Annotated in this window: 18 protein-coding genes, 1 tRNA gene and 2 rRNA genes; 15 read left to right on the plus strand and 6 right to left on the minus strand. The window is 46.7% G+C overall.

What is annotated here, in order from left to right:
• The 3 genes from rrf (CLC91_RS00005) to rrf (CLC91_RS00015) form a co-directional block, all read left to right on the plus strand.
• Positions 1 to 109: ribosomal RNA gene (gene rrf, locus CLC91_RS00005) — 5S ribosomal RNA — on the plus strand; the annotation flags it as partial.
• 46 nt (positions 110 to 155) lie between these two features.
• Positions 156 to 231, plus strand: a tRNA-Thr gene (locus tag CLC91_RS00010).
• Positions 232 to 367: 136 nt separating this feature from the next.
• A 5S ribosomal RNA gene (rrf, locus tag CLC91_RS00015) occupies positions 368 to 483 on the plus strand.
• Between the two features lie 837 nt (positions 484 to 1,320).
• Here the strand turns inward: rrf (CLC91_RS00015) and CLC91_RS15005 are convergent.
• The 3 genes from CLC91_RS15005 to CLC91_RS00025 form a co-directional block, all read right to left on the minus strand.
• Positions 1,321 to 1,479 (minus strand): hypothetical protein, encoded by a 159-nt coding sequence (locus CLC91_RS15005; RefSeq protein WP_179287506.1) that lies wholly within the window; start codon positions 1,477 to 1,479, stop codon positions 1,321 to 1,323.
• Positions 1,480 to 1,489: 10 nt separating this feature from the next.
• Positions 1,490 to 1,639: a class IIb bacteriocin, lactobin A/cerein 7B family gene (locus CLC91_RS00020; RefSeq protein WP_095496915.1), complete on the minus strand. Its 150-nt coding sequence runs from the start codon at positions 1,637 to 1,639 to the stop codon at positions 1,490 to 1,492.
• 211 nt (positions 1,640 to 1,850) lie between these two features.
• Positions 1,851 to 2,447 carry a NapC/NirT family cytochrome c gene (locus CLC91_RS00025; RefSeq protein ID WP_095496916.1) on the minus strand — a complete coding sequence of 199 codons (597 nt, stop codon included), beginning with the start codon at positions 2,445 to 2,447 and terminating at the stop codon, positions 1,851 to 1,853.
• A gap of 308 nt (positions 2,448 to 2,755) precedes the next feature.
• Between CLC91_RS00025 and CLC91_RS00030 the strand changes: the two genes are divergently transcribed.
• On the plus strand, positions 2,756 to 4,027 hold the full coding sequence (locus CLC91_RS00030) for a competence/damage-inducible protein A (protein WP_095496917.1): 1,272 nt from the start codon (positions 2,756 to 2,758) through the stop codon (positions 4,025 to 4,027).
• A gap of 6 nt (positions 4,028 to 4,033) precedes the next feature.
• On the opposite strand, the gene CLC91_RS00035 is transcribed toward CLC91_RS00030, so the two are convergent.
• The 3 genes from CLC91_RS00035 to argE are packed head-to-tail and all read right to left on the minus strand — an operon-like array spanning position 4,034 to position 8,418.
• Positions 4,034 to 4,582 carry a DUF1439 domain-containing protein gene (locus tag CLC91_RS00035; RefSeq protein ID WP_095496918.1) on the minus strand — a complete coding sequence of 183 codons (549 nt, stop codon included), beginning with the start codon at positions 4,580 to 4,582 and terminating at the stop codon, positions 4,034 to 4,036.
• Between the two features lie 9 nt (positions 4,583 to 4,591).
• The gene (gene ppc, locus CLC91_RS00040; protein WP_095496919.1) at positions 4,592 to 7,228 is read right to left on the minus strand and encodes a phosphoenolpyruvate carboxylase; all 2,637 of its coding nucleotides are present in this window, start codon (positions 7,226 to 7,228) and stop codon (positions 4,592 to 4,594) included.
• Positions 7,229 to 7,260: 32 nt separating this feature from the next.
• A complete protein-coding gene (gene argE, locus CLC91_RS00045; RefSeq protein ID WP_095496920.1) occupies positions 7,261 to 8,418 on the minus strand; it encodes an acetylornithine deacetylase in 1,158 nt (385 codons plus the stop codon).
• Positions 8,419 to 8,661: 243 nt separating this feature from the next.
• Here argE and argC point away from each other — a divergent pair, with 243 nt between their 5' ends.
• The 11 genes from argC (at position 8,662) to CLC91_RS00100 (ending at position 19,225) form a co-directional block, all read left to right on the plus strand.
• A complete protein-coding gene (gene argC / locus CLC91_RS00050) occupies positions 8,662 to 9,669 on the plus strand; it encodes an N-acetyl-gamma-glutamyl-phosphate reductase (protein WP_095496921.1) in 1,008 nt (335 codons plus the stop codon).
• 3 nt (positions 9,670 to 9,672) lie between these two features.
• Positions 9,673 to 10,461: an acetylglutamate kinase gene (argB, locus tag CLC91_RS00055; RefSeq protein WP_095496922.1), complete on the plus strand. Its 789-nt coding sequence runs from the start codon at positions 9,673 to 9,675 to the stop codon at positions 10,459 to 10,461.
• Positions 10,461 to 11,366 (plus strand): ornithine carbamoyltransferase, encoded by a 906-nt coding sequence (locus tag CLC91_RS00060; RefSeq protein ID WP_095496923.1) that lies wholly within the window; start codon positions 10,461 to 10,463, stop codon positions 11,364 to 11,366. The genes argB and CLC91_RS00060 overlap by 1 nt, the downstream gene beginning before the upstream one ends.
• 10 nt (positions 11,367 to 11,376) lie before the next feature.
• Positions 11,377 to 12,585, plus strand: coding sequence for an argininosuccinate synthase (locus CLC91_RS00065; RefSeq protein WP_095496924.1), 1,209 nt, complete (start codon positions 11,377 to 11,379; stop codon positions 12,583 to 12,585).
• Position 12,586: 1 nt separating this feature from the next.
• Positions 12,587 to 14,476: an argininosuccinate lyase gene (gene argH, locus CLC91_RS00070; protein WP_095496925.1), complete on the plus strand. Its 1,890-nt coding sequence runs from the start codon at positions 12,587 to 12,589 to the stop codon at positions 14,474 to 14,476.
• Positions 14,477 to 14,637: 161 nt separating this feature from the next.
• The gene (locus CLC91_RS00075) at positions 14,638 to 15,834 is read left to right on the plus strand and encodes a glycine C-acetyltransferase (RefSeq protein WP_095499773.1); all 1,197 of its coding nucleotides are present in this window, start codon (positions 14,638 to 14,640) and stop codon (positions 15,832 to 15,834) included.
• A 10-nt stretch (positions 15,835 to 15,844) separates the two neighbouring features.
• Positions 15,845 to 16,870: an L-threonine 3-dehydrogenase gene (tdh, locus tag CLC91_RS00080; RefSeq protein WP_095496927.1), complete on the plus strand. Its 1,026-nt coding sequence runs from the start codon at positions 15,845 to 15,847 to the stop codon at positions 16,868 to 16,870.
• Positions 16,871 to 16,953: 83 nt separating this feature from the next.
• Entirely contained in the window at positions 16,954 to 17,259 is a 306-nt protein-coding gene (gene glpE, locus CLC91_RS00085) for a thiosulfate sulfurtransferase GlpE (RefSeq protein ID WP_095496928.1), read from the plus strand.
• Position 17,260: 1 nt separating this feature from the next.
• Positions 17,261 to 18,112 carry a rhomboid family intramembrane serine protease GlpG gene (gene glpG, locus CLC91_RS00090; RefSeq protein ID WP_095496929.1) on the plus strand — a complete coding sequence of 284 codons (852 nt, stop codon included), beginning with the start codon at positions 17,261 to 17,263 and terminating at the stop codon, positions 18,110 to 18,112.
• 60 nt (positions 18,113 to 18,172) lie between these two features.
• Positions 18,173 to 18,733, plus strand: a complete 561-nt coding sequence (locus CLC91_RS00095; protein WP_158220659.1) for a chorismate--pyruvate lyase family protein — start codon at positions 18,173 to 18,175, stop codon at positions 18,731 to 18,733.
• A gap of 93 nt (positions 18,734 to 18,826) precedes the next feature.
• Positions 18,827 to 19,225, plus strand: a complete 399-nt coding sequence (locus tag CLC91_RS00100; RefSeq protein WP_125828458.1) for a hypothetical protein — start codon at positions 18,827 to 18,829, stop codon at positions 19,223 to 19,225.
• Positions 19,226 to 19,255 lie beyond the last annotated feature (30 nt).

Here is a 19,255-nt window from a genome sequence, read left to right on the forward strand (position 1 = left end):
GCCATAGCGTTGTGGACCCACCTGATCCCATTCCGAACTCAGCAGTGAAACGCAATAGCGCCGATGGTAGTGTGGGGCTTCCCCATGTGAGAGTAGGTCACCGCCAGGCTTCAAATACGAAACAGCCCCTGTCTAACGACAGGGGTTTTATTTTCGCTGATATAGCTCAGTTGGTAGAGCGCACCCTTGGTAAGGGTGAGGCCGGCAGTTCGAATCTGCCTATTAGCACCAGATAGTAATCGCTTCGCAGCTCAATGCATTAGACGAAGTCGATAAGGAATGAACCTTATCAACTACCTATTTGTAGTTGACTCTAACCTACTCAAACACGGTAGGTTACGGCTTGTTTATTCCGAACGAAGTTTTGCTTGGCGGCCATAGCGTTGTGGACCCACCTGATCCCATTCCGAACTCAGCAGTGAAACGCAATAGCGCCGATGGTAGTGTGGGGCTTCCCCATGTGAGAGTAGGTCACCGCCAGGCTTTAAATATAAAAATGCCCCCGTCTTTGACGGGGGTTTTTTTATGCTTCAAATTTGATGATGTGCTCTCACATGGGAAAATAAATAGTGCGCCGTAGGCGCCACATATCATGTGATAGTAGGGTGGAGACCGCTCGGAGATTGCGGCTGAGCAATCTCAGGTCGGAACGGACAACATCTATGATGTTGTCCTGGACACCGCCAGGCTTCAAATAACAAAAAAGGGCTTCCCGAAAGGGAGGCCCTTTTTCGTTAAAGAGTGATCGATGATTTACTCTCTCATGGAGTAGTAAGAAATGGTTTCTGCCTATGTGTATAAATTTAGGGAGAAGTATTGAACGCACGAGTTTGTAGCTCAAAGAGCAACCCGGCAGAATGATAAGAGTAAACTAGAGTGGACACAGCTTGGGTTCGAATATTTGTTGCTATTAGCCCCCTTTTAACAAGAATACTCCTAAGTGAGCTAACTTAGCTACGGCACTAATCTACTAATTTATAGTTTATGTAGTAAAAAGAAGCGAAGACTACAGTGATTACAAAATAGGTGGCTTTGTTGTTGCCAAATTCGATAACTAAACTAAGCGAAAATAACGACATAAGTAATAAATATACTACTGTACTCTGTTTAATATAGTTCGATGCATAGCAATAGAAGTAGACCGAGAAACAGACTAATACAGTACCAACGTAAGAGAATCCTGCGCGACTAAATAAGAATATAGAGAGCAAGAAGATAATTAATGCACTTAATTTTAATAGCCATTTAGCTATTTCTTGTTCCATAGTTGCCAAACCCCCAAAAGGCTAGGTTTGTCTACCTAGCCTTTTTAGCTATATTCTAATCAGACGTATAGGTTGCAAATGCGACGACTGCTCCAGCAGCCATACCAAGAGCAAAGCCTGCTCCGAGAGCTTTAGATACTGCGACTGCACCAGCAATCAAAGGAATAACACCACCTTGTACTAGCTCTTGATCGTTTAAATTAAGTTCTTGCATAACGACACTCCTATTCCATTAGATTCTGAACGGTTAAATAGCCAACTAAAAAACCAGAGGTAAACCCGATTGCCCATGCGTCTACAGTAAGTGCCGCAATAATCAAAGGAGCAACCCCTCCATTAACTTGTTCTAGCTGATGTGTTTCTAATTGAGTCATTTGAATATCCTTTTCAATGAGAATGATGATGCTTGTGTGAACGTGCAATCACTACAACGATACGCAGTAGTGGTCACGATAAAAATTTAGTACACAGTTTTGGATACCGCAAACAGGCAAGAGAGAATTCGTTCTTTAGTCGTATTCTTGGCAAATAAAAAAGCCGGTTAGCTAAGCTAACCGGCTTTCAAAGTTGTTAACGTGCTACGTATTATTTAGCAGCGCGGAACTTTGGAGACTTGCCTTCACGTGGGAATGGGTGAGCAACACCTTCGTGACAGTCGATACAAGTCTTGTAACCGTCTTCGCCTTTCTTCTCGAAGTTTCTGCTGTGCATTCTTTGAGCCATTTTGCTCATAGTTTCTGGCTGATCTTCGTAGATGCGGCTATGACATTTTTGACAAGTAGAAGAGTCAATTTGACGGAAGTAACCAGCAGCCAATTCAGCCTGTTCTGCACGATTTTCGTCTAACCATTTTTGAGTGTTGAAATCTTTAATGGTCATGTAACCCCAAAGATCTTTAGACACGATAATTTTCTTTTTCAGATAACCGAAAGAGTCTTGTGCAATATGACACTGCTGACACTCTACAACGATACCGTGTTTATTACCGCCATGAACCGAAGTTAATACTTCGTCTTTCAGTGAGTGGTTGCTGTGACAAGTCATACAAAACTCGTCAGTACTGGTTGCATGCAAGGTTTTTTGCGAAGCAAAGAAACCAACAGCACCAATAATAATACCAACAACTAACAAAGCGAAAATTGAGTATTTAGTACTCGGTTTGAATAGTGCACGCCAGTTCATGGCCATCTCCTAGATATTAAAATTTGTCTCTTTAGCAGGGACTTAAATAACTATAGTCCACTTGCTGAATGTGCTCAGTATAAGTCATTGGCCTTGTAGAGGTGAAAACTGATAGCGTGAGCTGGATCAAACTTTTGTTATTGTCGTTGAATTTTTTCGAAAAAACAAAGTCAGCTCAAGGTTCTTCGCTTTTGGGCCTTTGATCTAAATCAAGTACGATTAAAACATAACCAGTATTGATTGGTTCTGCAAATCCATGAGTCATGTGATAATCTCGGCTAACCCGCATTCGACTTTAACTACTCTCGATGAAAATAGAACTTATCTGTACAGGTGAAGAAGTACTTTCAGGGCAAATCGTAGATACAAACGCAAGCTGGTTTGCTAACTGTTTGCTGGATAATGGCTTTGAGTTATCTCGAAAGACAACGGTTGGCGATCGAATGGAAGATTTGATTTCAGTTTTTCAAGAGCGCAGTAAAACTGCCGATGTCATTGTAGTTAATGGCGGCTTAGGGCCTACTGAGGATGACCTATCCGCACAAGCTGCGGCGCAAGCTTGTGGTGTCCCGCTTGTTGTTAATGAGCCATGGTTAGAGTTAATGAGCCAGTGGTTTGCTCGCTCAGGGCGCGTTATGGCGGCTAACAACAAAAAGCAAGCAATGTTACCCGAAGGGGCGGTTATGATAGAGAATCCAGTAGGAACCGCCTGCGGCTTTAGAATCAAGCTCAATAATGCTTGGCTTTTATTCACACCCGGTGTGCCTCATGAATTCAAACGCATGATTCATGATCACTTGCTGCCTTTTGTCCGATCTCAACGCTCAAGTCGTACCCCTGTAAAGTTAGCGAAACTGATGACCTTTGGAGAAGGAGAATCTCAACTGGCAAGCCGATTAGACTCGGTGACTTTAAGCGACGGCATAGACATAGGCTACAGAGCTTCTTCGCCACAGCTAGAAGTAAAGATCTTTGCAAGAACAGACGCAGCAATCGCGAAACTGGATGAGACCACTAAAAAAGTTAAGCAGCAAATAGGAGAGTCCTTCTTTGGGGAAGGTGGACACACCCTAGCCGAATGCATTCATAAGCAGCTTATCAAGTCAGGTGTGACTATTGCCGCAGCTGAGTCCTGCACTGGAGGCTTACTCGCGAGTCAGTTAGTCGCTTTTCCCGGCAGCAGTCGATATTTGCAATCCAGCATTGTAAGTTACAGCAATCAAGCTAAAAAAACGCTGCTTGGCGTTAGTAGCGATACGCTGGAACTACATGGTGCGGTATCAAAACAAACGGCTGCTGAGATGGCCCTTGGCGTTAGACAAATTATGGATACAGATTATGGTTTGTCGGTGACCGGTATTGCAGGGCCTGAAGGTGGTTCAGACGATAAACCCGTTGGCACGGTTTGCATTGGTTTATCGACCCGAAACCAGGTGTTCACTCAACGGCTTCAATTCGGCAATCGTTCTCGGACCTGGATCAGAAATATGAGCTGTGCGGTGGCCTACGACATGTTACGACGGGCGATCGCAGGTCAGTTCCCTATTGCCGACTATCCCATGCTAAAGCGCATCAGCTGACCAGAATTAGTCAGTGAAAGAGAAATTGATGTATCCAGGGGTCACTTCAACGCCTTTGGTAAATTTAGCAAGGACCGCTTGGCTCCATTGCTTTTGATCAAGCCGATATACTGGCTGACTTTCTAAAAAATAGCGCAAAAACTGTATTGTTTGGGGCGTAATATAGGATAGCGCCTCATTTAATTGAGGCGGGTCGCTTTTCATGCTTACCAACTGTAATTCGCGCAGGTACAAAGCTTGTTGTTCAGCGTTGTAGTAGGGTTTGGCTTCGAACTCTACGAATACAGAAGCAGAAAGCGGAAATAACGGATTGGAGACCTTAATTTTCGATTGAGCAGACACTTTCATGGTGTCTTGTTTGTGCCCTAAGGTCACCGAAATGTCGTTTAAACTGACTTCGGTACGAAAAACGGGGGTACTTACAGTTTTCGTTTCATAGCCAACGTGCTCTTGTATGTACCCTTCTAGTTCGCCTTCGCTTACAGAGTATTTGCTGGCGCAACCTTGTGCCAAGATTGCAATCGTTATTATCAGCGCCTGCTTAAACCGTCTCAAACTATTTCCTCAACCTGTGTTACGCATACCTGCAGCGACGCCCGCAATCGTAAGCAGCAATGCCTGTTCTACGTGATCTTTACCAACGGTGTCTTGATCGCGAATACGACCTAACAACTCAGCTTGTAAAAAGTTCAGTGGATCAATGTAGGGGTTTCGCAACTCAACCGATTCTCGATTCCATGGAGTGTGGTCCATTAATCGCTGTTCTCCGGTTAAATCGAGAATGGTATTAATACCTTGTTGCAGCTTAGTTCGAATGTCATTACCTACCGGGTGCAGTGCTTTTTCTACTAGAGTGTTTTCATAATAGCGAGATAGGTTTGGCTCAGTTTTAGCGAGCACCATCTCAAGCATTGAAATTCGCGCTTGGAAAAACGGCCAAGAATTGATCATCTCTTGCAACAATTCGGTTTTGCCAGAATCAATGGCTTGCTGCAAGGCTTCTCCGGCGCCAAGCCATGCGGGTAACATCATCCGATTTTGGCTCCATGCAAAAATCCATGGAATGGCTCGCAAACTCTCAACGCCCCCTTGAGGATTGCGCTTTGCTGGACGACTGCCTAGTGGCAACATACTCAGTTCAACTTCTGGCGTTGCCGCTCTGAAATAAGGTACAAAATTAGGGTCGTGGCGCACTACGTTTCGATAGCACTCTACCGAATGTTCAGCCATTGCCGCCACGCAATCGCGCCAGCTTTGTTTCGGTGCCGGTGGTGGCAACAGAGTCGCCTCCATAACCGCTGACGTATAGAGCGCTAAACTTTGCACCGCCAATTTGGGCAGACCGAATTTAAATCGAATCATTTCGCCCTGTTCGGTGACGCGAATACGGCCATCAACTGATCCTGGAGGTTGTGACAAAATTGCTTGGTGAGCAGGGCCACCACCGCGACCAATTGTGCCGCCTCGACCGTGAAATAGCGTAAGTTTAACACCGGCTTTTTTACATACTTCGACCAGCTCTTCCTGCGCTCGATATTGCCCCCAAGCTGCTGCCATTACCCCAGCATCTTTAGCGGAGTCCGAATAGCCAATCATCACTTCTTGGTGACCCTGACAGTAATTCTTATACCAATCGACCGCTAACAGCGACTCAATAGCCGTCGATGCATGGTTGAGATCATCTAAGGTTTCGAATAACGGCACTATGCGCATGCTATGGCTGCAATCACACTCTTTAAGTAACAATAAAACCGCCAACACATCCGAAGGCTGACTCGCCATGGAGATAACGTAAGAGCCTAAAGACTCTTGGCTGGTTTCGCCAATCAAACGACAGGTATCCAACACCTCTTGAGTGTCTTTTGAAGGTTGCCAGGCATTAGAAATGAGGGGGCGTTTGTTGCTTAACTCTGTTAGCAAGAAGGACTGTTTTTGCGTTTCACTCCATTGATTATAGTCCCCCATGCCAAGGTATTCAGTTAGCTCAGCGATGGCAGAGGCATGGCGAGCCGCATCTTGACGAATGTCCAAGCGAGTCAGGCAAATACCAAAGCACGCGATGCGACGTATAACGTCTAACAGTAAACCATTGGCTATTAACCGCATACCGCTGTCGTAAAGGCTGCGATAGCACAAGTGGATGGGGTCAAACACCTCTTTGGCCGAGCGAATTAGGCCATCGTTAAAATGCCCCTGTTTGCCTGCCAGTTCCAGCTTATAGTGTTCCCAGCTGCCCCGCAGCCGTTCACGCAAGGCGCGTAACACTTCTCGATAAGGTTCACTGGTATCGGTAACTTGAGCCAACAGTTCATCGCTGGCATTGTTCATGGAAAGTTCGTCAATTAAGGCTTCAACGTCTCTAAACAATAGGCGTGTTGCCGCCATCTTATTGCGCAGCAGTACTTCCCGAGTGACTTTCGCGGTTACAAATGGGTTACCATCGCGATCGCCACCCATCCAACTTGAGAAACGTATAGGAGCCAGCTCCACCGGTAACTCTTGGCCGGTATGCTCCACCAGTTTGTCGTTAAAACGGCGCAAATAATCTGGGACGGCTTGCCACAAAGAGGATTCGATAACGGCAACTCCCCAACTGGCTTCATCAACTGGGGTAGGGCGCGTTTGACGGATTTCATTGGTGTGCCACATTTGCGCAATGAGTTGACGAATTCTCAGTCTTAGCTGGGTTTGCTCCACATCCGTTAGCTGTGGATTTTCCATTTCTGAGAGGGCGTCTACAAGTGCATCGTACTTATGAATTAAGGTTTGTCGAGAAACCTCGGTTGGGTGTGCTGTGAGCACTAGATCAATATTCAGTTCCGTTAAACATTGCTGGACCTGATTGTGTTCCATTTTTCCATTAAGCAGGCGCCCTAAAAGCTGCTCTACTGGATCCGGTACGCAGACCAATTCGTCGCAGTTACGAGAAATGGTGTGAAATTGTTCAGCGGTGTTGGCTAAGTTTAGGAATTGATTAAAGGCTTTAGCAAAGGGCACGAGCTCATCATCAGGAAGCGCTGTGAGGGTCGCTAACATTTGTTCGCCGGCGTCAATATCACCATTGCGAGATGCTTTAGCCAGTTGCCGAATGGTTTCTACTTTTTCGAGGAACTGCTTGCCTTCGCTTTCTTGGATGGTGTCACCTAAGACTTGCCCGAGAAAACTTACGTTTGATTTTAACGAGGCATACATGTCAGCCATTGTTCAACTCCATGGTCTTATTAATTGTTTGATTATTCGCTTTTAGCACAGCATTGCAAGACCAACTGCTTGAATAAATCGATACTGGGTTGCAGTTGGTCCATGGCCAAATATTCATTGGGTTGGTGCGCCTGAGCAATGCTTCCGGGACCAAGCACTAAAGTCTGGCAGCCAAGGCTTTGAATATAAGGGGCTTCCGTAGCATAGTTAACCGCCATCGGTTTTTGACCACTGACCTTGGCAACCAAGTCACTAAAGGCTGAGTCGTTATTTCCTTTAAAAGGTTCGGCCCCTGGGTATAACTCCTTAACTTCAATGCAATTAGGGTGCTGTTGATGCAAAGGCGACAAAAATTGTTCCACTAAAGCATTGAGCTCTGCTAAAGCCAAACCAGGAAGCGGTCGAATATCGATGTGCAACTCGCAGCAGCCACAAATGCGATTGGCGGCGTCCCCCCCATTAATATGGCCAAAATTTAAGGTTGGGTAGCCTACGCTAAACGCATCGGTTCGATAGTTTTCCGATAAATACTGTTGCAGCTTGAGCAATTGCGCGATGGCTTTATGCATAATTTCGATGGCGTTAATGCCATTGGCAGGATCCGAAGAATGGCCACTTTTTCCATGCACACGGATCCCCGTAGCCATGTGCCCTTTATGCAAATAAACCGGCTGCAACCCCGTCGGCTCGCCAATGATGGCAAAATGTGGCGATATCATGGGTTGCGCCGCCAGTGCTTTTGCTCCAGCCATGGTGGTTTCTTCATCTGCGCTTGCCACAATGTAGATGGGTTGTTGTAGCTTATCGAGCGGCAAGTCTCGCAGCGCCTCGATGACCAAGGCGAAAAAACCTTTCATGTCACAACTGCCTAAGCCATACCACTTATTGTCCTTTTCGGTTAGCGTGAACGGATCGGACTGCCAGCCTCTGTCATCGAATGGTACTGTGTCGGTATGGCCAGCAAACAACAAACCGCCTTTTCCTTGACCGTATTGAGCAATTAAATTGTATTTATCTCGAGTCCCTGCAACCGCTTGTCGTTGGCAGGTGAAGCCCAGCTCAGTAAACCAAGCTTCTATCAGGTCGAGTACCGGTCCATTGTTGATGTCTAAGCTTGCATCTAACGAGCTGATTGATGCCGTTTCAATCAACTTGCTGAAATTTTGTTTTAACGAGGGTAAATTTTTCATAAATTTAAAAAATACTTATTCATTTTTATTGCATAAAAAAATTTAAGCAGTTAGTCTAGCAATCAACTAACCAACGACGCAATTGCAACACAGTATTAAATCGCCTATGAAAACCGATATTGCACTACTAGGATTACGACGACGAATCTAACAGACCGTCGACTTTTAATAAGTTGATTCGGTCTGATGACAACTCGCTGTTTTGACTCATTAAAAAAGTAACACATAATTCGGATAGGTAAGATGAAAAATATCGCAATTGTAGGCGCAAGCGGCTACACAGGCGCTCAACTCGCGCAGTTGATCCACAATCATTCTTTATTAGCATTACAAGGCCTGTATGTTTCCGCAGCAAGCCTCGATGCCCACAAGCCTCTCAATCAACTTTACCCAGCTTACAGCGATATTGAATTGCCTTTGCAGCCTCTTGAGCAAACGGCGATGGACGCCATTATTGCGCAAGCCGATGCTGTGGCCTTATGCACAGCCCACGAAGTCAGCGTAACGCTTGCAGCACAATTTATAGAGGCTGGCCTAAGCGTTTTTGATTTAAGTGGCGCCTATCGCTTAGACAGTAACGAATATCCACAGTGGTACGGTTTTGAACACCAACAAACACAGTTGCTTAATGCGGCTTGTTACGGGCTGGCCGACTTCTCTGAGAATGACATTGTCGACGCTACTCTAATAGCCGTACCAGGCTGTTACCCAACGGCCAGCCTAACGGCACTTAAGCCCATTCAGCACCTCATCGATGAACAATTGCCAGTAATTAACGCAGTTAGTGGAGTAAGCGGAGCAGGTCGCAAGGCTTCGCTTACCTCATCATATTGTGAAGTCAGCTTAAACGCTTACGGGGTGCTCAATCATCGTCATCAGCCGGAAATCGCTAAATACTTAGGGCAAGATGTGGTCTTTACTCCGCACTTGGGCAACTTCAAGCGCGGTATTTTGGCCACTATTTCTGTGAAGCTTAAAGCAAACGTGAGTGTGTATCAGATTGAGCAGGCCTATCAGTGTTTTAGCGACAATCCACTGGTAACGGTTGCTCAGGGGGTTATGCCCAAGCTTGACGACGTGGTGAACACGCCGCGCTGTCATCTTGGTTGGCAATACGATCAACCGCGTCAACAGCTGATCGTGAGCAGTGCGATTGACAACTTGATGAAAGGCGCCGCGAGCCAAGCCTTGCAGTGCATAAACATTCATTATCAGTTAGGCAAGAATGCTGGTTTGGTTAAGGGCGCGTAAATCATGAAAAAAACACTCGTTATTAAAGTAGGCGGTGCGCTGCTAGCCGATGCTTCCCTAACCTCACAGTTAATGGATACGATTGCCACGCTAATGCAGTCAACCAATGTGGTGTTGGTTCATGGTGGTGGCGACTTAGTCGATGAGCAATTAGCCGCTAATGGCTACAGCAGCGATAAACACTTTGGCTTGCGGATTTCACCCGCTTCTCACATGCCTGTTGTCGTTGGTGCGCTTGCAGGTACCGCTAATAAAACATTGCAGGCCGCCGCTACCGCAGCAGGTATAAACAATATTGCTATTAGCCTAGCCGACGCTAACTTAGTCAATGCCTCCATTAAAGACCCAATGCTAGGATGTGTTGGTGAAGTGACCGGCAATGATGCAAGTTTACTAGAAGTCGCCTTTAATAAGGGTTGGTTAACCATCATCAGTTCAATTGCTGTCGATAAAAGTGGCACTTTGTTGAACATCAATGCCGATCAAGCCGCCAGTGCAGTAGCATCCTTGGTAAACGGACAGCTTATTTTACTCTCCAATGTGGCGGGTGTTCTGGGTAAAAACGGACAACTACTAGACGTTCTTGATACTAAGTTAGCCAACCAGTTAATTGACGAGCAAGTTATCAAAGATGGCATGCTTGTGAAGGTAAAGGCGGCGCAGCAGCTGGCTGAACAAATTGGCAGCGCCGTCATCGTGGGCTCCTGGAGTGAGCCACAAGCACTGCTAAAGTTCGTTCAAGGCAGTCATTTTGGAACACAAGTATTGGGCGATGCTAAGGAGCCGTGTTAATGAACCACCTACTTACCCTAAAAACCTTAACGCAAGAAGCCTTTTTGGAATTACTATCCTCGGCTCAGTCAATAAAAGCCAATCCTCAACAATATTCGCAGGCTTTGGCGGGAAAAAGCGTGGCGATGCTGTTTGAAAAGCCTTCACTTAGAACTCGAGTGAGCTTTGATATAGGCATTAACAAACTCGGCGGCCATGCCGTGTATTTGGATCAGCAGAACGGCGCTCTTGGGGTTCGTGAGCCTGTCTCTGATTTTGCCTCTAATTTGTCATGCTGGGTCGACGCCATCGTAGCTCGTACCTTTACTCAGCAAACAATTGAAGAGCTGGCTGAACACGGCTCAGTTCCAGTGGTCAACGCATTATCAGACTTATACCACCCCTGCCAAGGGCTTGCGGACTGGTTAACCTTAAAAGAGCACTTCGTTGATTTGACTCAAGTCCATTTAGCTTATGTGGGTGATGGCAACAATGTGACCCATTCACTTATGTTTGGCGCAGCGCTAGCCGGCGCGAAGATGACCATTGTATGCCCACCAGGGCACTTCCCAGATGCAATGTTGGTGCTCGAAGCACAAGCGCTCGCTCAAAAACACGGTGGTGATATTGTCTTGAGTGAAAAACTCAGCGCTTTAGAAAACGTATCAGCAATCTATACCGATACCTGGATCTCCATGGGAGATACCGTTGAGTTGGCTGAAATTAAGCAGAAATTCATGCCATTTCAGGTTAATACTCAATTAATGCAACAAACAAATGCTCAGTTATTTATGCACTGTCTACCAGCATACCGAGGCCAAGAGGCTAGTGCCGAGGTGGTCGATGGAGAGCAATCCGTAATTTTACAGCAGGCCGAAAACCGCATGCATGCGCAAAACGCCGTATTACTCAAGTTACTAGGTTAGGAGAAATTTCATGTCTAAAGTAAGCAAGGTCGTATTAGCTTATAGCGGTGGTTTGGATACATCAGCGATCATTCCTTATTTAAAGGAAGAATACGGTTGTGAAGTCGTAGCGTTTGTTGCCGATGTAGGGCAAGGCGCTGCCGAACTCGAGGGTGTAGAAGAAAAAGCACTAGCCTCTGGCGCAAGCAGTTGTTATGTGGTTGATTTAAAAGATGAGTTTGTAAGTGACTACATTTACCCGATCCTAAAGACCGGTGCCGTATACGAAGGTAAGTACTTGCTAGGCACTTCAATGGCGAGGCCTATTATTGCTAAAGCGCAGGTTGAGCTCGCCCTGAAGCTTGGCGCCGATGGCGTTGCTCACGGTTGTACTGGTAAAGGTAACGATCAGGTGCGTTTTGAGAGCACCTATGCGGCGTTAGCTCCTCAGCTTGAAGTTATCGCGCCATGGCGTGAATGGAGTATGCGCTCTCGTCCTGATTTACTGAATTATTTGGCCGAGAAAAACATTCCTACCACCGCATCGGCTGAGAAAATCTATAGCCGCGACGCCAACGCTTGGCACATTTCTCACGAAGGCGGAGAGCTAGAGGATCCTTGGTGTGAGCCAACAGAGAAAGTGTGGACTTGGACGGTGTCGCCTGAGCAAGCACCGAATGAGCCAGAGTACATCACGGTGAAGGTAGAAAAAGGCGAAGTGGTCGCGGTAAATGGTACAGCGTTATCCCCCTTTGCAGCGCTGGAAACCTTAAACTCACTCGCCGCAGCCCATGGCGTAGGTCGTATCGACATCGTCGAAAACCGGTTAGTGGGCATGAAATCTCGTGGCTGCTACGAAACTCCTGGAGGCACTGTGATGATGGAAGCGTTGCGGGGCGTAGAAGCGTTAGTGCTAGATAAGTCGGCTCACCACTTTAGAGAGCAAATTGGTCTAGAGTTTAGTCACTTGTTATATGATGGCCGTTGGTTCACTCCAGTCGCCCAAGCTCAGTTGGCAGCAGCGCATTCATTGGCACAACTGGTGAGTGGAGAGGTGGTGATTAAACTCTATAAAGGACAAGCAACGGTCGCTCAGCGTCAATCCGCTAATAGCTTGTATTCCGAAGCGTTTGCCACGTTTGACGAAGATGAAGTATACAACCAAAAACACGCGGAAGGTTTTATTCGGTTATTCAGCCTATCTTCCAGAATTTCCGCTCTGAAGCAGCAGGAGAAATAATATGGCGTTATGGGGTGGGCGGTTCAGCGAAGCCAGCAGCGATTTATTCAAACAGTTTAACGACTCGTTAGTTGTTGATTGTCGCTTGCTTAAACAAGACATAGAAGGATCAATTGCCTGGGCTCATGCGCTGGCAAAGGTTGATGTACTCAGTCCAGAAGAGGCGCAGCGATTACAAGTAGCCTTGTTGGAAGTGTTAGCAGAGTTCGACGGCCAACCCCAATTAGTGGTCGCAAGCGGAGCTGAAGATATTCACAGCTTCGTAGAGCAACAGCTTATTCTTAAAGTTGGCGATCTGGGTAAAAAGTTGCACACAGGCCGCAGCCGTAACGACCAAGTGGCGACGGATCTAAAGCTTTGGTGCAAACAAGAAGGTGAAGCCGTACTCGCCTTGTTGATAAAAATGCAACAGTCGCTTATTCATTTGGCGGAACGTGAATCTGACGCGGTTATTCCAGGTTATACCCATTTGCAACGTGCCCAGCCCATCACTTTTGGTCATTGGTGCTTGGCGTATCTAGAAATGCTAGAAAGAGACGTGACACGTCTGCAAGATGGCTTGACTCGATTGGACGTTTGTCCTTTAGGCTCTGGAGCGCTGGCTGGGACGGCCTATCCCATTGACCGTCATGAGTTGGCAGTCTCCTTAGGTTTTAAAACCGCGACCATGAATAGCCTCGATGGCGTATCCGATCGTGACCACGTAATTGAGCTTTGTAATAGTGCGGCTATCAGCATGATGCATTTGTCGAGAATGGCTGAAGATCTCATCTTCTTTAATTCTGGCGAAGCCGGTTTTATTGAGCTTGCGGATCAGGTGACCTCTGGTTCGAGCTTGATGCCTCAAAAGAAAAACCCAGATGCTTTGGAGTTAATCCGTGGTAAAACGGGCCGGGTATACGGTGCCTTGATGGGGATCTTAACCACAATGAAAGGCCTGCCTATGGCCTACAACAAAGACATGCAAGAAGACAAAGAAGGTCTGTTTGATGTTGTTGATACGTGGCAGATTTGTCTGAAAATGGCGACATTGGTCATGAAAGACTTAAAAGTAAACCGTGCCAGAGCCTTATCGGCGGCACAGCAGGGCTATGCAAACGCTACTGAGCTGGCGGACTACTTAGTATCAAAAGGCATTCCGTTTAGAGAAGCGCACCACATTGTTGGTGAAGCGGTAGTGGGCGCTATTGCGGCGAACAAAGCGCTTGAAGATTTTACACTGGAAGAGTTGCAAGGTTTTTCAAACATCATTCAATCCGATGTTTATCAACACTTAACCATTGAGTCCATATTGGACAAACGAGATGTTCTTGGTGGTACGTCAATCAAGCAAGTGAAAGAAGCCTTGGTGCGTCAAGACAAGCCGATAGAGCAGGTGCAACATTCATTAGATAAAACTCAACTGCGATTGAACGCTCATAAAGCCGAAATGCTCAACGTACGCCCGGCTAGGCTGTCTGATGTCAACGACATTACCCGCATCGTGAGCCATTGGACCGATCTCGGTGAGACCTTACCTCGCAGTAGAGACGATGTTTTGCGTGACATTTTAGACTTCGCCGTAGCCGATAATGGCAATAAAGTGGTGGGCTGCGCCAGTCTTTATATATACGGAACCGGGCTCGCTGAGTTGCGCTCCGTGGGCATTGACGAGGAACATCAAGGCCGAGGACAAGGTAAGGCTCTCGTAGACTACATGCTTAACAAAGCTCGTGAGTTGGAGCTCAACCGCCTCATTGTTCTTACGCGTGCACCAGAGTTTTTCGCCAAAATGGGCTTTGTTGATACCGATAAGGACAGCTTACCCGAGAAAGTGATGAAAGATTGCGAACTGTGTCCGCGGCAAGACGCTTGTGACGAGATAGCGATGGAGTTCATCGTAAATCCTTAGGGGTTAGAAACAACGGCCAAAACAGCCTCATTTTGAGGCTGTTTTTTTGGTTGCCTCAGTGGTCGGGGGTGTTAACATCACAAAAAAGCTGCGAACTGCTAAGTTTATGGCTACAATGCCGCCAATCGATTTTTCCAGCTCAATTCCTTTTAGGAGTGCTCATGTCATCAGCTTCTTTCTATAGTCAAATACAACAGCAACTTGTGGATGTTAAAGCGGAAGGTTTATACAAATCAGAACGTGTTATTACCACCGCCCAACAGCCCGGCATTAGCGTAGCCAGCGGCGATGATGTGATTAATTTTTGCGCCAATAATTACTTAGGTTTAGCTAACCATCCTGACTTAATTAATGCCGCTAAAGCAGGGCTCGATAGCCATGGCTTTGGTATGGCGTCGGTGCGTTTTATTTGTGGAACTCAAGACATTCATAAAAAACTAGAAGCTGAGCTGAGTGATTTTTTAGGAATGGAAGACACCATTCTTTATTCGTCGTGCTTTGATGCAAATGCCGGTTTATTTGAGACCTTGCTCACCGCCGATGACGCAATTATTTCAGACTCCTTGAACCATGCCTCCATCATTGATGGGGTTCGTTTGTGTAAAGCAAAGCGTTTTCGTTATGCCAACAACGATATGGCGGAACTGGAAGCTTGCCTTAAGGCCGCCGATGAAGCCGGAGCTCGACACAAATTGATTGCGACCGATGGTGTATTCTCGATGGATGGGGTTATCGCGAACCTGCAAGCCGTATGTGATCTTGCCGATAAGTACAACGCATTGGTAATGGTTGACGACTCCCATGCCGTTGGGTTCGTCGGAGACAATGGCCGCGGAACCCACGAATACTGCCAAGTAATGGATCGGGTCGATATTATTACCGGTACGTTAGGAAAGGCCATGGGGGGCGCATCTGGCGGTTTTACTTCCGCTAAGCAAGAGGTTATCGATTGGCTTCGTCAACGCAGCCGCCCCTATCTATTCTCTAACTCACTTGCACCGGCGATTGTCAGTGCTTCATTGAAAGTTTTAGAAATGCTGAAGGATGGCCAAGCCTTGCGTCAGCGTCTAATGGATAACAGTCAACGCTTTAGAGGCGAAATGGAAGCGGCTGGTTTTACCTGTGCAGGCGCGGATCATGCCATTGTTCCCGTTATGATAGGTGACGCTAAGCTTGCCGCTGACTTTGCCGATAAGTTGTTGGCTGAAGGCATCTACGTCGTCGGGTTTAGCTTCCCTGTGGTACCGAAAGGCCAAGCGAGAATTCGTACTCAAATGTCTGCAGCTCATACTGATGCGCAATTAGATAAAGCGATTGAAGCCTTTATTCGCATCGGCAAAGAAATGGCAATCATCTAGGAGCAGTTTGATGAAAGCACTCAGTAAATTAAAAGCTCAACCTGGCATTTGGATGGTTGAGTCGGAAAAACCGCAATTAGGTCACAACGACTTATTGATCAAGATCCGCAAAACCGCGATTTGTGGTACCGACATGCACATTTATAATTGGGATGAATGGTCACAAAACACCATCCCTGTTCCCATGATTGTGGGCCATGAATACGTAGGCGAAGTGGTAGAAGTTGGTACCGAAGTTCGCGGTTTTGAAGTGGGCGATAGGGTTTCAGGTGAAGGTCATATTACCTGTGGTCATTGCCGAAACTGTCGAGCTGGCCGCACTCATTTGTGCCGCAATACCTTTGGTGTTGGGGTAAACCGACAAGGGTGCTTTGCAGAATACTTGGTTATTCCAGCGTTCAATGCATTTAAGATCCCAGAGGACATATCCGATGATTTAGCGTCGATTTTCGATCCGTTCGGAAATGCCGTCCACACCGCCTTAAGCTTCGATCTAGTCGGTGAAGATGTACTCATTACCGGAGCTGGACCCATAGGTATTATGGCAGCGGCCGTGTGCAAGCACGTAGGTGCTCGCCACGTGGTGGTTACCGACGTAAATGAATATCGCCTTGAGCTAGCCCAAAAAATGGGAGCGACCCGCGCTGTAAATGTCGCCAAGGAAGACTTGCACGAGGTGATGGCTGAGCTTGGAATGACCGAGGGGTTTGATGTCGGCTTGGAAATGTCAGGTGTTCCATCAGCGTTTCACTCTATGTTAGACACCATGAATCACGGCGGCAAGGTCGCTATGCTAGGAATTCCTGGCGGAGAAATGGCGATCGATTGGTCACAAGTTATTTTCAAAGGACTGATTATTAAAGGTATCTATGGACGTGAAATGTTTGAAACTTGGTACAAAATGGCCAGCTTAATTCAGTCAGGTCTGGATATCACTCCTATTATTACCCATCATTTTGATGTGGAAGACTTTCAAAAAGGCTTTGATGTGATGGGCTCAGGTCAATCCGGTAAAGTTATCCTTAACTGGGAATGATTGTAAATTTAACCCACACTAATGGCGCTTTTTAGCGCCATTTTACGTAAGATAGAGTCAACAGCTAAGACTAAGGCATTACAATGACTAGCTTTCAACGAATTTCCGTAATACAAGCCAGTGAATTGCTAGAGAAACAGGCGGCTAAAGTACTCGATATCCGTGACCCGCAAAGCTTTTCACAAGGACACATTCCAGGTTCGTTACCGTTAAACAACGATAACGTGCAACAAATACTCGATGAAACCGAAGAAGATGAGACGGTTATCGTGGTTTGCTATCATGGCATCAGTAGCCAACAAGCGGCCCAATACCTTGTCGAGCAAGGGCTCAATCAGGTTTACAGCCTAGATGGCGGCTATCAGGCTTGGGGACAGGCATTCGGTTAATATGATAATAGTCGGTGAACTGCCCAACAGTCGAGCTGCACAAGCGTTGGCTGATTACCTTAAAAGCCAGGGAGTGCCAGCACGAATACGACCCGCTGAATCGGGTAACTTTGCAATTGAAATAAGAGATGAAGCCGATTTAGAGCGTGCTCAAATTGAGTTTGAGCGTTTTTTACAGTCGCCCAATGATCCTAAGTATTATGCCGCTTCCTGGAGCGACGGTGACGCTAAGGTGCGATTCAATTATCAGAAAGGGCCAAGCTTCTTCCATCAACTAAAACAAGGTGCAGGTCCTTTAACGCTAACTATTCTCTCTATCTGTGTCGCAATATACTTACTCGCGGTAATGGGCTTAGCTGAAGCGATCTATACGCCGCTTTTTTTCTTTGCAAACTTACAACAGGCCAATTTTGCAGAGTTTTGGCGCTGGTTTACCCCAGTGCTGCTGCACTTTTCCATCGTACATCTAGCATTTAATGGGTTGTGGTGGTGGATGCTCGGCGGACAAGTGGAGAAAAACTTAGGGTTAAGCAAGCTTCTATTGATTTTGCTGGTGGCCGCCTTGCTGCCTAATTTACTCCAGTATTTTATGACGGGCCCAAATTTTGGCGGCTTGTCTGGGGTGGTTTATGCTCTAATGGGCTATTGTTGGATCATGGGGCGGCGCGCGCCTCAGTCGGGATTATATCTTGCTCCGGCCTATGCCGGCTTTATGTTGTTTTGGCTGGCACTCGGGTTTATGGATGTCTTGGGTATCCCCGTTGCCAATGGCGCTCATTTAGGCGGCCTGCTGGTTGGTGTAGGGCAAGCATTTATTGACAGTCATCGGCTCAACCGTGGTGGTGAATCTTGATGGCGCAAACAGTAAAGCATTGTAAGTTCAGCAATGTCATTGGAGTCTACGCGCATTAATATGGAACGGTTGAGTTTTCCCTATGGCGGTTATGCAAATTGGCAGAAGTTCTCACAACTGCGTTGTCAGCCTTACGGTATATTGTCGCAATGGTTGCAAAGCCAAGACAGCTTAACAGAACGCTTAAAAGCATTAGATTTAGGCTTTGAAGTGGAAGTCTTAGGTGAGCAAGCCATGATGCTTTGTGACAACGAGAAAACGTCCACCAGTGATGAAGTCTATTGGGTTCGTGAAGTCTTATTGCATCTAGACAATCAGCCTTGGATTTTTGCTCGAACAGTCATTCCCCAGTCCCTGCTTGCCATTTCAAATATCGACTTTAAGCAGTTAGGAAACCGGCCGTTAGGGGAAGTGCTATTTAACACCACGCCCTTTGAGCAGGGGCCGTTAACATTTGCCGAACACGCTTGTGATACACCGGTTTTTCAAGCATTTGCTAAAGATAATGTATGGTCTGGTGCGTTATGGGGTCGGCGCCGTCCGTTTCACCATCAACAAAAGACACTAACCGTTGCTGAAACCTTTCTACCAGCCGCGTGTGCCTACTTACAATCTCTGTAATCTTTGCAGTAATACCCAAGCGCGAGTTTGACAAAGCGCGAAGGGCTTGGTTAAGCTTCCCTTGAACTCAAAATAACAGCAGTGGAACACTACGTGTTAAGAATCTTCGGCACCCTATTCATGATGATGGCTTTGCTTGGACAAAGCCTAGTTGTTAGTGCCAAAGGCCCAACCACTCAGACAGCAATGCCTACAACCAGTGAGATTTCGCAAACCCAGGACGCAATGGACTGCCACAGCACTGGAACCGCTCAGTCGACTCAATCTCATGATTGCTGCGACAGCGACTCAGCACAGCACCAGTGTTTGGCTAGCGAAGATGGGAGCTGTTCAGAGCAGTGCGGTCAATGCTCGTCGGTTGTGGTGACTGCTGCGGCTATTCCCATTACGAACGTTAATACGGGCGTTAAATCCTCTTCCGAAGGAAACGGTTTCGACGAAGCGCCGTATTCCTTGCTGCTTTTCAAGAAATCACCGCCTCCAAGGTGTTAATCGCTATTCTTTATAAATAATTTAAAGCGC

The organism is Paraferrimonas haliotis (genome assembly GCF_002282895.1).
Lineage (GTDB): Bacteria > Pseudomonadota > Gammaproteobacteria > Enterobacterales > Shewanellaceae > Paraferrimonas > Paraferrimonas haliotis.